Here is a 15,721-nt window from a genome sequence, read left to right as displayed (position 1 = left end):
GTAAATTGTGGGGACCGTCCAATTGAAAGACTTTATTGGTGCTCACTTTGGTATCACAATGGGGGACTGGTACCGTGAGCTTGTTATGCGTCTTCCATAAAGAGGAGTATAGGAAAGCACGATGTGCTTTGCCATAGATCGAAAGTTTTTAGGCCGGTTGAGGTAGTACTTTTACGCACTTATAAATAGGATAATGCCCGTTTCCTTATTGGCTTAGGTAATCAACTTATTGTGATTGCTTAATTTTTCGTATCCATGCAGCCAAGTTGGCGTCTTGAATTCATGCTCGAACAATGATTCTTTTCACCAGGAGTTAAGTCTTGCTCTGCGCGTTGGATTATTCTCTGGCCCATGGCGTTGATGATGCCATTATCGATCTGACGCAACGCGGCATAGTCGGCGCCATTTCCTGCCTTTCGATTTCGGATCTCTGGCCACAGAGTGCCAAGCGCTTTCTGCGTGAAACCGATAAAATGAGGGTGCAACCAAGAATTGGGCTCTCTCTCACTCTGTCCGGGTCTTTCTCTCCCCTGTCGGCGGGCTTTGCACCGGAGAATAGAGAAGAAGAAGGCAAGTTGCCCCGTCAGGAAGATCTCGCATTTGCTGCGAACCGGCTTGCGCTCGATGTCGGACTGCTGGAAGCGGAATTCCGGGCGCAATTGCGGCGATATTCCGCCCACCTCGGAAAAATGCCTGACTTTGTCACTTTGCAAGCGAGCATGCTGTCTTTGGGACCGGTAGCGCGGGCTGTGACCCAAAGCTTGTCCGCACTGAAGTTGCCGCAATCGGTTTTGCTTTGTCCGCTCCCGAACAAGCCATCATCCTTGCATCAGCGCATATGGCAAAAACTGGTCTGGAAATCGACCGAATCTCAACGTCAGCCATGGAATCGGCGTGTCCTGATGGATGCCACCGGACCTGATCGACTTCCCCCCAAAAGCAGTTGGCGTCAGGATGGAAAAATCTGGACAGCGATCTATCCGGCTCATCTGGATGAGAGACTTGTCAGATTTGACGGTGACTTGAACAGGCGGCAAAACCAGTTTTCCTGGTTCGACCAAACAACAAACACACCATAATGGTGCATTGCTGGGTAAATAGCCTGTCGTTATAGCAATTCCTATTATATAGCCTTGATTTTACAACTTTTCCGTATTAGTTACGTAATACTACACTTGAGTTATTATACGGGAAGGTTATGCTATATTTCTGAGATTGTCTCGCTCTTTGAGTGTTGCAACAAACAGTCAAATGAAGAAGAACGCTTGTTGATTGATGTGGGGACTGAAACAAAAGCGGCTGAGCAAAGGCGGGGGAGCACTTTGAGTGGATGTAGATCGTAGGCTTGTTCTCAGTATCAAACGCAGAAAAGCTTGGCTTTCTGACGTATAGTGATCGACGGGATAGTCTACAAATCAAACATCACCCAACCTTCTCTCCCTAATGACTATAAGACCACAAAATATGTAGCTTTCTCTGGTGCGTTTTCTTGAAAGGCGCTCAGATTTTGTCATACCCAATCGCGGAAGCGGATGGTTTCTCCTGCTCGTGGCAAAGCAAGCAGGCAAGGAAGACATGAAGGCAGGTTGTGGAACAAGGGGGTGTTGTGACACCACCTTGATGGGACACTGTCGCGGTCGATGTCAATCGATACTGCGACAAGGCGGGCCGCTTCTCGGGGGACTTGCGGCCCGCCTCTCTATTCTTGTCCGGGACGAGACGTCAAGGAACAATCAAGACGATTTCAAACCTCTGAGCGCAGCGCTGTGCCACATGCATGCGCCTTCCCGGTTGCGGCAACCTGAGCGTCTGCAAGGCCACTGGCCTAGTCGAGAAAAAACAGGTTGTATCGCCCTTGGCCAAAAGCCGTCATACCTCCCGAATTCAGCAATGCACCGATTGTCAGAAGCCTTGAAAGGCTTTTCCTTCCGTCTTTTGGCAATGCAATGCGCATGAGACCGGTTTTACCCTGCATGGCTATCGAAGCGCTGCGCTGTTGGCTGATGGAACGATTCCATTTCATCTCGCTCAGCCCTTCCTCGCGAACAGAACAACCAGCAGCAAGAGACTTGAGGTGCGTCTCTGCTTCCTCGATTTGCATGCCGTGCCAACGAGCGATATCGATCACCCGATAGAGCAGGCCATGGAAGAAATGCTCGTCAAACGGAACGTCATATTGGTCGTCGTTCCAGGCGAGGGGCGTGACGAAGGCGACAATCGCGGTATCGGCGAGCTCAGGCTCGTCTCTCAGCCCCGTCCAGACCCCTTCGATAGACCGGATCAGAACGCTGTCGCAAACCGGACCCATCCCGCCGATGTAAATGCCCCGTTCGATAGCGCGATGGCAGGCATCTGCAAGATTGTTGGTCCAGAGCAGACCCAGACCAAACAGCCGCAAGGTAATCCGGACCGTCGATGCATCAACGCTTTCACTTCGGATGATCCAGGGCGGTGCGGTCTCTCCCACCTTTGTGCCCTGTTCTCCATTGAAGAAAACCTGCAAACCGCACGCCGGGCTCCATGGGCAGGGCAGACCTGCCAGAGCTTCCCGTGAGGCGGTCGCGATCAACTCCGAACCGATGGCCTGCCGGACGGCACCCGGAAAACCGGGATGCTGCGCCAGAGGCCCGTCTCCTTCGCATTCAAAGATGATGTCTCGCACGGTCAAGGCATGGGCAAAGGTTTCGAGATCGCACAGCGTGTCAGGACTGGAGACAAGCTGGCGCAACTCATGGCCGGACGGGGCTATGGCCGGAGCCGTCAGCAAGGTCGGCAGGGGGCTGGTAGGAGTGACTTCATTAACTGAGACATTCGACATGACAAAGGCCTTTTGAAACAGGGAGAGAGAAAGACAGGAAGACCCATCAGGGGTTGATCATTGTCTCTCATATTTGATGAGGGGCGCATCTCTTGTCGATAAAAATATGGGGCCGGTTTTAAAGCGGGCGGGCGGCACATATACCCAATTTCACCGGTTGCATGCCGATCCGGAACCGGCGACACCAAGCCGGGCAACAAGATTTCGGGTACTTGCAGGCATGATCTTCCGGGGCGTCAGGCTATTTGTGCATGGATGAAACAAACTCGCGCAGCGAAAGAAGGCTGCGTTCGGCTTCGTCGATTTCCTGCATGATGGTCGCTCGCTCGCGGTGATCGATACGCTGATCCTTCAATGCCTGATCAATGACCTCCAGAACATCGGAAGCCTCGAACACAATGCGATGGGCAGCCTTGAAAATGTGATCCTCATGGCTGTCGCTGCCAGGCTCGATCCTTTCAGCCGCGACATAGGATGTACCCTTGAGCAAATAGCTGACAAGTGATGGGTCGGGGAAGAAGGCGATCAGGCGTCTGATCTCATCGGCAGAAAAGGGCGTCTTGCCTTGCAGGCGCTGATAAAAGGACTGATAGCTCATGTCGATCCCTGCTGCGACGCCTTCGATATTATATCGCTCGCTGGTATCGATCGCTTTTCTGACGAGGGATCCGAATTGCTTGCCCCGATCCCTTGTTTTCAAATCTTTCATCTTCTCAGGTCTCCCGCCCGCATTGATGATCTGCGACTGGACGGGGCAACCTTACATTGAAACGGGTAGTGAAAAAACCCTTGACCGTGGATTTTGTTCAGACTGCCATAAAATATGGCGGGCAAGACGTCAGTTGGCTTCGAGGCAAGGCTTCTTGTCACAATCCTCGGACAGGAGCAAATTCGGGGAGTTTTTCGACTTGGCGACAATGTCCGCAAGGGTATTCTCGTTGAGGCTGGCAACGAACTGCTTGATGGAACGCGCCATCACGCGGGACATCTCGCAGCCGCCGAACATCGGACAATCCGGTTGCGGTTCATCCTCACAGCGCGGGCAAAGACATTCGACCACACCGAAATCGGATTCGATGGCTTTTGCCACGTCTCCCATGCGGATTTGCTCTGCCGGCATGCCCAGTTCCAGCCCGCCGCCACGGCCACGCGTGGTCTTCAGGAATCCGCTTCCCGACAATTTGGCGATCAATTTCATGCAATGGGTCCGCGAAAGACGCAAGGCAGTCGCAACCGTCTCAACTGTCAGGTTCCGTTCATCATTCATGGCGACCAGCATTAAAATCCGATAGGCGAAATCGGTCCCTTTTGCCAATCTCATATGCTCACCTCATTTTTGTTGTCTGGCATTCCTGTTGGTTTACCCTTGAGATTTCCTTGAGCTGCGTCAATTGTGGAGATCAAAGTCATATTTAATCACTTTGCATGAGAGAATCGAGCAGGCAAACTCATTTTGAGGTAAAAAAGTCTAGAAACGAAATTTTCCAAAGTCGAAAGGGACTGACGTGGCACAGGAACTCGAAGAACGCGTTGTCGATCTTGAAATCCAGATCACCCATCAAGCGAATACGATCGATGATCTCTCGCAGATGGTATCGAGACAATGGGAGATGATCGATCGATTGACCCGCCAGGTCAAACTGCTTCAGGACTCGATTCAGGAGCTGGAGGAAAATATCGGCCCTCCGGGTAACGAGAAGCCGCCTCACTATTGATTCTCGCACGGGGCAGGGACAAAGATTGCAGACAGAGGACGAGAAAAGCCCCGGACAGGAAAAGGCACAAAGACTAGCCCCATAGAACAAGAGCGCACCAGGCTCATGGTAGCCAATGGGTGCGCTCTGAGTTGAACATCGTCTGGTGCTGAAATTCGACGCGGTAGGCAAGACCTACAATCATCATCATACCTGAGATGTCATCATTTTGCCATTCTCCCTCAGTGTGAGATGGTTGGCGAAAAGTCAGCCCTGCCCGAGCGAAACACGGATCGGGATCCGGGTGGCAAACAAAAAGGCCGGAACAATGGATCCGGCCTTGAAATGGTCTTTTCGGCGGGGTCTATCCCCCGCCCGGTTCGTTGGCTCAAGCAAGCTTGCGAGAGGATTCGCGCACATTTCTGGTTGCGATTTCCATCATCTCGGTCGCCTGCGAAATAGTCTCCACGTTGGAGCTGATGGTGGAAACGCCATCCGAAGCGGTCTGCATGTTGCCCGAGATATCGCGGGTTACGGCGGATTGCTCTTCGATGGCCGCTGCAATGCTGCTTGAAATGTCACTGACTTGCTGAATGACTTCCTTGATCTGGTTGATCGCAGTCACGGCCCCGGCGGTTGATGTCTGGACGGAATTGATCCGTGCGCTGATATTCTCCGTTGCCTTGGTGGTCTGGGAGGCAAGCTCCTTGACCTCTGCGGCGACCACGGCAAATCCCTTGCCTGCTTCTCCTGCGCGTGCTGCCTCAATGGTGGCATTGAGGGCGAGAAGATTGGTCTGGGCTGCAATATTGTCAATCAGCTCGATGACATCGCCGATGCTCTGGGCATCATCTGACAGGCCATTCATGATCGTTGCCGACTGGTTTGCTTCAGTAACGGCTTGATGGGAAACGCTCGTGGCCTGAGAAACCTGACGGCTGATTTCCTCGATGGAGGCGACCAGCTCTTCGGCTGCCGCGGCTACGGTTTGCACACTGGAAGAGGCTTGCATAGCGGCACTTGCTGCGCTGGCAGCCTGCACATTGGTGTCAGACACGGTGCTGGAAATCTGATCCAGTTCCACATCGATGCTTTTCTGGATACCCCTGCGACGCATGCGATCCTGCACCATAGCAGTAATATCGGTTGCGAACTTGATGACGCTGACCGGACGTCCGGTCGGGTCGAGCACCGGATTATAGGTCGCCTGAATCCAGATTTCGCTGCCGTCCTTGGTAATACGCTTGAATTCGCCCGAGTGGAATTTGCCGCTCTGCAACGTTTGCCAGAACTGTTTATATTCGTTGCTGCCTGTTTCCTTGCTTTCCACAAACATACGGTGATGCTTGCCCTTGATCTCGTCAAGGCGATAGCCAAGTGCAGAACAGAAATTCTGGTTGGCAGTGATGATCGTGCCGTCAAGCTCGAACTCAATCACGGCCTGCGAGCGGTCAAGCGCGCCCGATTGGCCTTCAAGCTTGATACTGCGATTTTTTCTCTCTGTTGTATCACGGGCGAGCATGACGACTTTCTGTGGCTGTCCTGCTCCATTTTTGACCACGCAATAGGAGGCCTGAACCCACAGTTCGGTGCCATCTTTCGTCAGGCGCATGAAATCGCCATCCTGATTTTCCCCGCGACGCAAGGCGCTCCACAGCTCGCGTTCCACAGCGGAATTGCGAGCCGCTTCCGCAACCATGCGGTCGTGCTTCATGCCCTTATATTCATTGGGCTGATAGCCGGATGCGAGCGTGAATGCCTTGTTGGCTTCAAGGATCACGCCATCCATGCTGAACTCGACCACTGCCCATGATGAGCCAATTGCGTCGAGTATCGCTTTACTGTTGTTTTTACCAGTCAGTGAAAGTGCCATTGTCCTTACTTCCTTTGAGGCTGGATCGATATGTTGAATCGAGAATGGCCCTCATTTGGTAAAAGCGAGTTTAATAACTTTCGCAGAAACAAAACAATTTTTAGAATTTTTGTAAGTTGGTGCCGCAACGCTTAAGTATTGATAGAAAAACGGCAGAAAAATTTAAGACTTTGTCAATAATAAATGTGCGCCGGGTTGTATTGTCACTTTTATCTATTTGAAAATGAGTGAAATGGCGGACCCAAAGGGAAAATGCGATAGTAATAATTAAAAATACTTATATTGCAAAACGAGAGAAGGCAATATTCTCAACCATTGGATGGCGTTTGTGGACGGGAAATACGAACCTGTCGTCGGGGGCGCTCGCCATCGATGACTTGCCCCAAACTGAGACAGGTTCCGTATTACAAAAGAAGAAGAGCGGCACCGATCCTGTCGCGCCGTTCAAAGGGCTTCATCCCGTCCCTTCGGAATTGAAACACTGAAGCCTGAGACCTATTCAGCCAGTTTCCGGTTGAACCAGTCCTTTGCAAGATCTGGCCAGAGGGCGTGACTGCCATCCAGATTTCTCAGCGCAAATCCATGCGGCGCCTTGCCGTAGATATGCGCGTCCACATCGATATTGTTGCGGCTTGCGGCATGGATCAGATTGAGCGCATGCTGTACGGGAACACTGCGGTCCTGCAAGGCATAGGCAAGAAACACCGGACAGCGGGGCAGGCCATGCGGCGCGCTTTCAATGCCGATGGGCCAGTCATCGTAGAAGTCCTGCTTCTGCAATGGCGGATAGTCCGGCTTGTCTTCGGGATATTTATGGTCGCGATGATTTGCATTGATCGGTGCATAGGTGATCAGGCTACCGCGAACATTCAGATTGCTCGGCTGGCAAGCCATGGTCCCAGCCATATGCCCACCTGAAGAGAGGCCGACATGGAAAAGTGGCAGGGCCGCGCTGTTGCGCTCCAGATGTTTCATTGCGCTCAAAGCATCGGTAAGGGCGATGTCCTTGCAGTAGACGCCGCCTGTGCCGCTGTCGCCTCCGGGCAGACGATGAACAACAACATGCGCATCCATTCCCATCGCATTCAGCCAGAGGGCCACCTCGACGCCTTCCTTGTCATACATGAGCTTGGTATAGCCTCCACCGGCATAAACAAGCGCCTGAGCACGCGGCCTAGCCAACCTGAAGCTGTGCAGCTCGGGGGCATGAACCTGCTCGATCTGACGGTCAGGCCACTCCCCTGAAAAAACGGTCTGGGCGAGAGGTCGTTCGTCCAGCCTGACAATTTCGGGTTCAGGAGGTGTGGCGGGCAAATGCAAAGGGGAGAAGCGGGTATCAATCATGATCAGTTGGCCTTGCTTTGGGGCTGGCGGCGGCGAAACGAGAACAAGTTTAGGGAAACCGTAAAACCCTTTATAACCAGTTAAGCTTTTGAATGTAAAGAATTTTTTTAATTACTTGTCTATGTGGTTAATGCTTTTTATACGCACCTTTCCAAGATGGACATTTACGTATAACCAGAGCCGCTCAAGCTTCAACTCTGTTCATCTCCCCGCTTGATGGCGGATGCAAGCTGCCAGAGAATATGGAAAAAGGGAAAGAATATGAAATCGTTTGGTGGCATAAAACCCGACGAACCTCGTTTCCTCACGCAGATATTCAAACAACCATTGCAAGAAATACTTGCGGCCAATTCAGACATGAATTTTCCCTCTATTGTTGCACATTCCTAAGTTGCTTAGGTTGTAATTTGAAAGTATTGGTTGAAATAAAGTTGTCCGAAATCAAAGGCATAAATTGCCCTGTGTAACAGTTTGTTTCGAGAGTGTATAAAAAACTAAATAAAACTGACAGTTTTACCAATGAAAAGTCTTAGAATACTTAAAACATACGTATTTTAAAGCAATAAAAACGACCTGTTAAGTAATTTACTTCAGAATTTGAGAAAAATTAAAGAAGGAAACGTCAATGAAACAGGTTCTTGGCGCTTTGGGCGCATTAATGCTGGCATTTGGTGCACAGGCTATGGCCTCTCCGGAACTGGACCTCAATCGCATGAATGTTGAGGCGCTGCAAGCGGAGATTGACACCTGGCTGAACAAGGAAATCGTTGCAGTGAGCATCGAGGCTCACAACCACAAATATGGCAACGTCGGCGAGAAGGATATCATCACGCTTGATGAACAGTGGCGGGCCGAGACAAAAACGGATGACAAGCCGCTGATCGCAGCGACGCTGTCCAGCCCGCTGTCTGTCTATCTCTCACGCATGCAAGGGCAGTCCGTGGGGCTGTTTGTCGAAATTTTCGTTATGGATAACAAAGGCCTGAATGTTGGCCAATCTTCGGTGACGTCCGATTTCTGGCAAGGCGACGAAGCCAAATTCCAGAAGACTTTTGATGTTGGCCCGGACGCGGTTTTCATCGACGAGCCGGAATGGGACGACACTCTCAAGATTTGGCGTGCTCAGGTCAACAGAAGCGTGACCAATCCCTCTACAGGCAAACTGATCGGTGCGGCGACCGTTGAAGTGAATTTGACCGAATGGTTTCGCCGACAAGTTGCTGCTAATTAGGAGGCCGACATGCTGAACAACTTTTCCCTAACCTTTAAAAGCCTGTTGTTTTTCGGTCTTCTTGCGATGGTTGGTGTGGCTGTCGGTCTTGTAAGTTACATCAAGTCTGACGCTGCCCGGCAAGCGGTCGCCCAGCGGGCAGACATGGAAGCGCAAGTCGCTGACATGCAGGCACTCAAACTTGAAATCGAAAATCAGGCACTTTCCCTGAAGTCTTTCCTGCTGACCGGTGAATTGAGCTGGTCCGATACGGTCCGGTCCGGCTACCAGGCCCTGTCAGGCCATTTTGATGAAATGACCACCCAGCAGGGTATCGACGCGGTCAAACAGGATTGGCAGGACTGGTATAACAACTTTGCCGACAAGCAGCTTACTATGATGCGTGATCCGATGACGGTCGAACTGGCGCGCGCCATGGAAGTGTCTGGCGAAAGCAACCAGCATCTCAATGATCTGATCGGCCTGATCGATGAGCAGATCGAACAACGGCAATCCCGGATGGCTGATTTGACTGCGGAGCAGAATGCCGAGCTGAATAGCGTGACCAGCGCAGCACTCATCGGCCTTGTTCTGCTGATTGTGGCTGCCATGGGTCTTGCATTCCTCAATCATCTGATCATCTCGCGTCCGCTGAAGAAAATGGTCAATGTCACGGGTGCCCTGGCAGATGGCAATCTTGATGTCGACATCGCCAATAACCGTGGCGACGAAATCGGCAAGATGTATCAGGCCCTGTCCGTGTTTCAGGTCAATCTCAGACGCTCCAAGCAGCTTGAGCAGGACGCCGCCGAACAGCGCAAACAGGCAGAGATCGATCGCAAGGAAGAAATGCGTCGGCTGGCCGCTGAATTCGATGATGTCGTCGGCACCATTGTGGGCAAACTGGCCGGCTCTGCACGAGCATGGAAGAGAATTCATCCAATCTGGCCCACAAGGCCGGGGAAACGGTTGAACGTTCGGTTGCCGTATCCGCGTCAACCCAGCAGGCCAACGCCAATGTGCAGGCCGTCGCAAGCGCGACAGAAGAGCTGTCTACCTCGATCAACGAGATCTCCGGCAAGGTCACCAATGCTGCGCGTCTGGCCAATGAAGCCAATCACGAGGTTGAGCTGACCAGCCAGTCGGTTGCCGATTTGCAGCGCGTGTTGCAGGAAGTCGGCTCCGTTACCCGTCTGATCAATGACATTGCGGAACAGACCAACCTGTTGGCCCTCAATGCCACCATCGAGGCAGCCCGCGCCGGGGAAGGCCGGCAAAGGCTTCGCGGTCGTGGCCGCCGAAGTGAAGGATCTGGCCAGCCAGACCGCCAAGGCAACCGAGGAAATCGATCGTCAGTTGACCAATATGGAAAATGCAGCCAATAGCTCGATCAGCGCAACCGAGACAGTTGCCAACAAGGTGCTTGAAATCACCGAGCAGACATCGGCCATGGCGGCTGCAACAGATCAGCAGTCTGCGGCAACTTCCGAGATTGCACAGAATGTCAATGAAGCGGCCACCGGCACCGCCCATGTCAGCCGGGACATCGAAACCGTTTCTGGCATTGCTCAGGAAACCGGGGAACTGGCGACCTCTGTGCAGTCGATGATTGCCAATATGAATGAGCAAACCCGCGAGCTTCAGGAAAAAGGCGGACAAATTCATCAAGCACGTGCTTGCGGCCATAGCAGAGGCATTCATGATCATGCGGAAAGGGCCGGGAAACCGGCCCTTTTGCGTTTGGTGCAATAGCTCACCGGTTGCATCATCGTCACGCCAGTCCCGGCAGCAACACCTTGATGCCCGAAACCACCATTGCCACAGAAATCGCAAGCAGGATCATGCCCATCAGGCGCGTCATGATCATGCGCATTGTCTCGGTGAGAAGGGCGCTGAACTGACTGGCAAAATAGAATACCAGAAACAGCATCGTGAGGATCAAGGCAAGGATTGCCGAAAGCAGCGCAAAGTCTGTCATGCTCTTTGCTTGTCCGGCATAGATGATCATCGTGGCGATCGAGCCCGGTCCGACAATCATCGGAAAGGTGAGGGGGAAGAAGGCCAGGGTGCTCAATGAGCTCGGATTGCTGGGATTGCCCTTTTCCTGTTCTGAACCATGATGCGATGCCGCTTCATTGCCATTGAGCATGGACCAGGCAATATGGGCCAGAACAAGACCACCTGCGACCCGGAAATCATCCACCTCAATGCCAAAGAAGCTGATGATCCTTTGGCCCGCCATCAGGATGACGATGCACATGATCGTGGAAAACAGCACCACCTTGATCGCCAGATTTTTGCGCTGCTCGACACTGAAGTCATCGGTGAGCGTCAGAAAAACCGGCAGATTGACGAAGGGGTTCATGATGGCAAAGAAAATGCCGAAGAGGGTCAGGAGGGAGGTCATGGATGCGGTTGCTCAGAAGAGAGGCTATTGAATTTGTAATTTATGGTTGAAAATTACTCTGTACGGATTCAAGGATTGCAAGCAAATGAAATCCTTTAAGCCTTTAGCATTTGAGGTTCTAAAATGAGCAATAACGATCCATTCGTCAACTCGAGATCTTCCCAAACAGGAATGCCTCTCTTGCTATGGGGGATTGGTCTCATAGCGCTGTTGTTTTTGCTCTTGGGTGCTGCGTCTACCTATTTCATGACGCGTGGTGAAGACTTGGTTGCATTAGCCCATAACCAAGACGCCCTAGGGCCGATGGGTGACTTCGTTGGAGGGTTTCTTAATCCGATCTACAGCTTCTTGGCCCTGATGGCTCTGATCTACACCCTCTGGCAGCAGAATAAGATCATCCAACAGCAAGAAAGGGCAATCGCCTTACAGATAGAGGAATTGGAAGCAACAAGGGAAGAGTTGAAGCTGACGAGGGAAGAGGCGGAAAAGACGTCTGATGCGCTAGAAGCGCAACATCGGAGCATGGAACTTCAAAGTTTTGAAAACAAGCTTTTTTCTATGATTGACACACTAAACGATGTTGTTGCGGGTTTTCACTCCGGTCCTAACAACAAATATTGCGGGGAGGGCGTCCTTCAGCACTTTAATGATTACTTTGTTGAACAGACAAAAGCATTCACGAAGTACGAAGAGCTTGAGAGATTTGGAGACGAGTTCGATAACGAAGTTGACGGGTATCAGCCTGAAGTCCGGACGTTTCTCAGAAACGCGGAGGGAATACTCTACTTTATCGCGTCGCATCCAGCTTCCGTAAAATACAAGCTGTATGTTTCGATTTTTTCTTCAATGTTAAGTCTTTCAGAAATGAAAATCATTTTCTACGGCTGCTTTTCAAGTCATCATGAGAAGCTGATATGGGCAATCGGAAAAATCGAGTTTCATGAAGAGATTCCGGCTACGGCCTTCACAAACCAGGAGCACTGGAAATTATTTCTTGAAAGGATTGAAGAAATTTCAGGCTCCATGGGTCAAAGTTGAAGCTACTTCAACCTTCCGTCTACCCTCGCAGAGGGTACGCGCCCGTCCGCCCCATGGCGGGCGCGTTCCGCACCCACCCGGACGGTCGCTTGGCGTCCATTGCATAGCGATATCATGCCGCCCCCTTCGCGCAGATGCGCAAAAACGCAAAGAGCATGGGCAACAAAAAAGGGCAGCCCACATGGGACTGCCCAATTCTTAGCTAAGATAGCCAAGACGACTGATATTACATCATGCCGCCCCCTTCGCGCGGATGCGCAAAAACGCAAAGAGCATGGGCAACAAAAAAGGGCAGCCCACATGGGACTGCCCAATTCTTAGCTAAGATAGCCAAGACGACTGATATTACATCATGCCGCCCCCTTCGCGCAGAGGCACAAAAAGCGCAAAAAGCATAGGCAACAAAAAAGGGCAGCCCACATGGGACTGCCCAATTCTTAGCTAAGATAGCCAAGACGACTGATATTACATCATGCCGCCCCCTTCGCGCGGATGCGCAAAAACGCAAAGAGCATGGGCAACAAAAAAGGGCAGCCCACAGGGACTGCCCAATTCTTAGCTAAGATAGCCAAGCAGCAGATTACATCATGCCGCCCATGCCACCCATGCCGCCCATGCCGCCCATATCAGGCATTGCAGGAGCGCCATCTTTGGCTGGAGCATCAGCAACCATGGCTTCGGTGGTGATCATCAGGCCAGCGATGGAAGCTGCGTCCTGCAAGGCAGTGCGAACAACTTTGGTCGGGTCGATGATGCCAGCTTCGATCATGTCGACATATTTCTCGCTCTGAGCGTCGAAACCAAGGGTGTCGTTGCCTTCGAGAACTTTGTTGACAACGATGGAGCCTTCAACACCAGCGTTTTCGGCGATCTGACGGATCGGAGACTGAAGAGCGCGCAGAACGATCTTGATGCCTGCTTCGATGTCCGGGTTTTCGGAAACGAGTTTCTCGACAGTTTTGGAAGCGCGCAGCAGAGCGGTGCCGCCACCAGGAACGATACCGGCTTCAACAGCAGCGCGGGTTGCGTTCAGGGCATCGTCAACGCGGTCTTTGCGTTCTTTCACTTCAACTTCGGTTGCACCGCCAACGCGGATAACAGCAACACCGCCAGCGAGTTTAGCCAGACGTTCCTGAAGTTTTTCACGGTCATAATCGGACGTGGTTTCTTCGATCTGAGCTTTGATCTGGGAAACACGAGCTTCGATGCCGTCTTTTTCGCCAGCGCCATCAACGATGGTGGTGTTTTCTTTGGTGATGTTGATTTTCTTGGCGGTGCCCAGCATGTCCAGGGTAACGCTTTCGAGTTTGATGCCAACATCTTCGGAAATCACAGTGCCACCGGTCAGAATGGCGATGTCTTCGAGCATGGCTTTACGACGATCACCAAAGCCAGGAGCTTTGACAGCAGCAATTTTCAGGCCGCCGCGCAGTTTGTTGACAACCAGAGTTGCCAGTGCTTCGCCTTCAATGTCTTCTGCGATGATCAGCAGCGGACGGGAAGACTGAACAACAGCTTCCAGGATCGGCAGCATTGGCTGAAGGTTGGAGAGTTTTTTCTCGTGCAGCAGGATGAACGGATCTTCCAGATCAGCAACCATTTTCTCGGTGTTGGTCACGAAGTAAGGAGACAGGTAACCACGGTCGAACTGCATGCCTTCAACGACTTCCAGTTCGGTTTCCAGAGATTTTGCTTCCTCGACGGTGATAACGCCTTCGTTGCCGACTTTCTGCATGGCTTCGGAAATCATTTTGCCGATTTCAGCTTCGCCGTTAGCAGAGATGGTGCCAACCTGAGCAACTTCTTCAGAAGAATTGATGGTTTTGGACGCAGCTTCCAGAGCTTTGTGTGCTTCAGCAACAGCCAGGTCGATACCGCGTTTCAGGTCCATCGGGTTCATGCCGGCAGCAACGGATTTTGCACCTTCCCGAACGATGGCCTGTGCCAGAACGGTAGCAGTTGTGGTACCGTCACCAGCGATGTCGTTGGTTTTGGAAGCCACTTCGCGCACCATCTGTGCACCCATGTTTTCGAACTTGTCTTCCAGTTCGATTTCCTTGGCAACAGACACACCGTCTTTGGTGATGCGAGGAGCGCCGAAGGATTTGTCAATAACCACGTTGCGGCCTTTGGGGCCGAGGGTTACTTTTACAGCGTTTGCGAGAATGTCCACGCCGCGCAGCATTTTCTCGCGAGCGTCGGAACCAAATTTGACTTCTTTTGCAGCCATTTGAGCTTATCCTGAAATCTTTGTTACTTGTAAATAAGAGGCGATACGACAAAAGGTCCCGGCAATTAGCCCAGGATACCCAGAATGTCGGATTCTTTCATGATGATGACATCTTCGCCGTCGATTTTGATCTCGGTGCCGGACCATTTGCCAAACAGGACGCGATCACCTTCCTTGCAGTCGCAAGGAACGATAACGCCATCGCGGTTGCGGGCGCCTACGCCAACTGCAACGACTTCACCTTCGGATGGTTTTTCTTTTGCGGTATCTGGAATGATGATACCACCAGCGGTTTTCTCTTCGGATTCCACGCGACGGATAACGACGCGGTCATTCAGAGGACGGAATTTCATTGTCTGAACTTTCCCTAATCTGTGTGATGCAGCCTTTCGGACCCTTCTTCAAGGACTAGCACGCGCCCCTAAAATCTAGCGGCATCCGACAGGTCTGCTCCTCGTTAAACAAGTATTTAGCACTCATGTCGAGCGAGTGCTAATAGCGACACTGATTTAGGGGGGCGACGTCAAGAAGTCAATAATGAGGGGCGATTTTTTTCGGTCCGATTTGGAAAAAAATGAGAGGCCGAGAACCCGCTCCCCGAACGCTCACTTGCTTTCATGACAAGGCCAATGGCAAGAAGGTCGTTGGCCAGCAGGATCTGGCCGCGCGCCGGAGAGAGATCGGAGGTTAATCCACGATCTCCCCTTTGAGGTCGGCCCCCTAGCGCCACTGTCTGAGAGGCTACCGCTTTGCAGGTAACTGGACCAGATGGGCGAGCACCGCTCTCAGGCGCTCTTCCAGTGATCCACGAGCAACCAGAAAATCGCACTCTTGTGCCTTGAGTTCCTCTTCAAAGCATTTGCGAAAATAATCCCGTTTGTCAGGTTCATCCCGCTGGCCATCATCAACCCATGGCCAGTCGATATCACAAAGAATATAGAGGCGTGGGGCGTGGGGCTCGGATTTCAGGCGCTTTTTATGCTGCTCTGCCCATTGCTCCCACATGGCCCAGCGCGGTGTGTTCATCTCGTCCTTGTAATAGTGCCGGTTATAGACGAGCGAAGAGACCAGATCCGTATCGCACACCAGAAGCCTGTTTTTTTCAAG

15 protein-coding genes and 1 pseudogene are annotated in these 15,721 nt (G+C 51.9%); 7 read left to right on the top strand and 9 right to left on the bottom strand.

The features are described from left to right. Positions 1-320: 320 nt before the first annotated feature. On the top strand, positions 321-1,079 hold the full coding sequence (locus ACHZB8_RS05920; RefSeq protein ID WP_316859336.1) for a ChbG/HpnK family deacetylase: 759 nt from the start codon (positions 321-323) through the stop codon (positions 1,077-1,079). A gap of 746 nt (positions 1,080-1,825) precedes the next feature. On the opposite strand, the gene ACHZB8_RS05915 is transcribed toward ACHZB8_RS05920, so the two are convergent. The 3 genes from ACHZB8_RS05915 to ACHZB8_RS05905 all read right to left on the bottom strand — a co-directional run bounded on the left by ACHZB8_RS05915 (position 1,826) and on the right by ACHZB8_RS05905 (position 4,139). Then, positions 1,826-2,818 (bottom strand): hypothetical protein, encoded by a 993-nt coding sequence (locus ACHZB8_RS05915; protein ID WP_316859335.1) that lies wholly within the window; start codon positions 2,816-2,818, stop codon positions 1,826-1,828. A gap of 241 nt (positions 2,819-3,059) precedes the next feature. Beyond that, complete coding sequence (locus tag ACHZB8_RS05910) at positions 3,060-3,527, bottom strand: phage regulatory CII family protein (protein WP_316859334.1); 468 nt, start codon at positions 3,525-3,527, stop codon at positions 3,060-3,062. Positions 3,528-3,656: 129 nt separating this feature from the next. Continuing rightward, positions 3,657-4,139, bottom strand: a complete 483-nt coding sequence (locus ACHZB8_RS05905; RefSeq protein ID WP_316859332.1) for an Rrf2 family transcriptional regulator — start codon at positions 4,137-4,139, stop codon at positions 3,657-3,659. 184 nt (positions 4,140-4,323) lie between these two features. On the opposite strand from ACHZB8_RS05905, the gene ACHZB8_RS05900 reads away from it, so the two are divergent. Further along, positions 4,324-4,533 (top strand): SlyX family protein, encoded by a 210-nt coding sequence (locus ACHZB8_RS05900; RefSeq protein WP_316859331.1) that lies wholly within the window; start codon positions 4,324-4,326, stop codon positions 4,531-4,533. Positions 4,534-4,900: 367 nt separating this feature from the next. Here the strand turns inward: ACHZB8_RS05900 and ACHZB8_RS05895 are convergent, their stop codons facing one another. Next, entirely contained in the window at positions 4,901-6,385 is a 1,485-nt protein-coding gene (locus tag ACHZB8_RS05895) for a PAS domain-containing methyl-accepting chemotaxis protein (protein ID WP_316859330.1), read from the bottom strand. 495 nt (positions 6,386-6,880) lie between these two features. Then, positions 6,881-7,729 (bottom strand): prolyl oligopeptidase family serine peptidase, encoded by an 849-nt coding sequence (locus ACHZB8_RS05890; protein WP_316859329.1) that lies wholly within the window; start codon positions 7,727-7,729, stop codon positions 6,881-6,883. Positions 7,730-8,354: 625 nt separating this feature from the next. Here ACHZB8_RS05890 and ACHZB8_RS05885 point away from each other — a divergent pair. The 4 genes and pseudogenes from ACHZB8_RS05885 (at position 8,355) to ACHZB8_RS05870 (ending at position 10,691) form a co-directional block, all read left to right on the top strand. Continuing rightward, a complete protein-coding gene (locus ACHZB8_RS05885) occupies positions 8,355-8,960 on the top strand; it encodes a hypothetical protein (RefSeq protein WP_316859328.1) in 606 nt (201 codons plus the stop codon). Positions 8,961-8,969: 9 nt separating this feature from the next. Beyond that, positions 8,970-10,073 (top strand): HAMP domain-containing protein, encoded by a 1,104-nt coding sequence (locus ACHZB8_RS05880; protein ID WP_316859326.1) that lies wholly within the window; start codon positions 8,970-8,972, stop codon positions 10,071-10,073. Continuing rightward, positions 10,001-10,150, top strand: a pseudogene (locus tag ACHZB8_RS05875) (hypothetical protein); the annotation flags it as partial. The gene ACHZB8_RS05880 and the pseudogene ACHZB8_RS05875, both read left to right, overlap by 73 nt. Continuing rightward, positions 10,140-10,691 (top strand): methyl-accepting chemotaxis protein, encoded by a 552-nt coding sequence (locus tag ACHZB8_RS05870; protein ID WP_316859325.1) that lies wholly within the window; start codon positions 10,140-10,142, stop codon positions 10,689-10,691. The pseudogene ACHZB8_RS05875 and the gene ACHZB8_RS05870, both read left to right, overlap by 11 nt. A 19-nt stretch (positions 10,692-10,710) precedes the next feature. On the opposite strand, the gene ACHZB8_RS05865 is transcribed toward ACHZB8_RS05870, so the two are convergent. Beyond that, complete coding sequence (locus ACHZB8_RS05865; RefSeq protein ID WP_316859323.1) at positions 10,711-11,346, bottom strand: MarC family protein; 636 nt, start codon at positions 11,344-11,346, stop codon at positions 10,711-10,713. Between the two features lie 123 nt (positions 11,347-11,469). On the opposite strand from ACHZB8_RS05865, the gene ACHZB8_RS05860 reads away from it, so the two are divergent. Then, complete coding sequence (locus ACHZB8_RS05860; RefSeq protein ID WP_316859322.1) at positions 11,470-12,384, top strand: putative phage abortive infection protein; 915 nt, start codon at positions 11,470-11,472, stop codon at positions 12,382-12,384. A gap of 580 nt (positions 12,385-12,964) precedes the next feature. Here ACHZB8_RS05860 and groL read toward each other — a convergent pair. From groL to ACHZB8_RS05845, 3 genes are all read right to left on the bottom strand, one after another. Further along, positions 12,965-14,614 carry a chaperonin GroEL gene (gene groL / locus ACHZB8_RS05855; RefSeq protein ID WP_316859321.1) on the bottom strand — a complete coding sequence of 550 codons (1,650 nt, stop codon included), beginning with the start codon at positions 14,612-14,614 and terminating at the stop codon, positions 12,965-12,967. A 65-nt stretch (positions 14,615-14,679) separates the two neighbouring features. Beyond that, on the bottom strand, positions 14,680-14,967 hold the full coding sequence (groES, locus tag ACHZB8_RS05850) for a co-chaperone GroES (RefSeq protein ID WP_316859320.1): 288 nt from the start codon (positions 14,965-14,967) through the stop codon (positions 14,680-14,682). A gap of 388 nt (positions 14,968-15,355) precedes the next feature. Next, positions 15,356-15,721: AAA family ATPase (locus tag ACHZB8_RS05845; RefSeq protein ID WP_316859319.1), on the bottom strand; the 366-nt coding region annotated here is incomplete at its 5' end.

Origin of the sequence: uncultured Cohaesibacter sp., from assembly GCF_963556055.3 — a bacterium.
In the GTDB taxonomy this organism is placed as follows: Bacteria; Pseudomonadota; Alphaproteobacteria; order Rhizobiales; family Cohaesibacteraceae; genus Cohaesibacter.
Note: the sequence above shows the minus strand (reverse complement) of the source record. Positions and strands in the feature narration are given on the sequence as shown.

Excerpts from the sequence above, each read along its gene's own strand:
- ACHZB8_RS05885 (WP_316859328.1), top strand. The coding sequence starts at position 8,355 with ATGAAACAGGTTCTTGGCGCTTTGGGCGCATTAATGCTGGCATTTGGT.
- ACHZB8_RS05890 (WP_316859329.1), bottom strand. The coding sequence starts at position 7,729 with ATGATTGATACCCGCTTCTCCCCTTTGCATTTGCCCGCCACACCTCCT.
- ACHZB8_RS05910 (WP_316859334.1), bottom strand. The coding sequence starts at position 3,527 with ATGAAAGATTTGAAAACAAGGGATCGGGGCAAGCAATTCGGATCCCTC.
- ACHZB8_RS05915 (WP_316859335.1), bottom strand. The coding sequence starts at position 2,818 with ATGTCGAATGTCTCAGTTAATGAAGTCACTCCTACCAGCCCCCTGCCG.
- groL (WP_316859321.1), bottom strand. The coding sequence starts at position 14,614 with ATGGCTGCAAAAGAAGTCAAATTTGGTTCCGACGCTCGCGAGAAAATG.
- ACHZB8_RS05880 (WP_316859326.1), top strand. The coding sequence starts at position 8,970 with ATGCTGAACAACTTTTCCCTAACCTTTAAAAGCCTGTTGTTTTTCGGT.
- ACHZB8_RS05895 (WP_316859330.1), bottom strand. The coding sequence starts at position 6,385 with ATGGCACTTTCACTGACTGGTAAAAACAACAGTAAAGCGATACTCGAC.
- groES (WP_316859320.1), bottom strand. The coding sequence starts at position 14,967 with ATGAAATTCCGTCCTCTGAATGACCGCGTCGTTATCCGTCGCGTGGAA.
- ACHZB8_RS05905 (WP_316859332.1), bottom strand. The coding sequence starts at position 4,139 with ATGAGATTGGCAAAAGGGACCGATTTCGCCTATCGGATTTTAATGCTG.
- ACHZB8_RS05870 (WP_316859325.1), top strand. The coding sequence starts at position 10,140 with ATGACATTGCGGAACAGACCAACCTGTTGGCCCTCAATGCCACCATCG.
- ACHZB8_RS05860 (WP_316859322.1), top strand. The coding sequence starts at position 11,470 with ATGAGCAATAACGATCCATTCGTCAACTCGAGATCTTCCCAAACAGGA.
- ACHZB8_RS05865 (WP_316859323.1), bottom strand. The coding sequence starts at position 11,346 with ATGACCTCCCTCCTGACCCTCTTCGGCATTTTCTTTGCCATCATGAAC.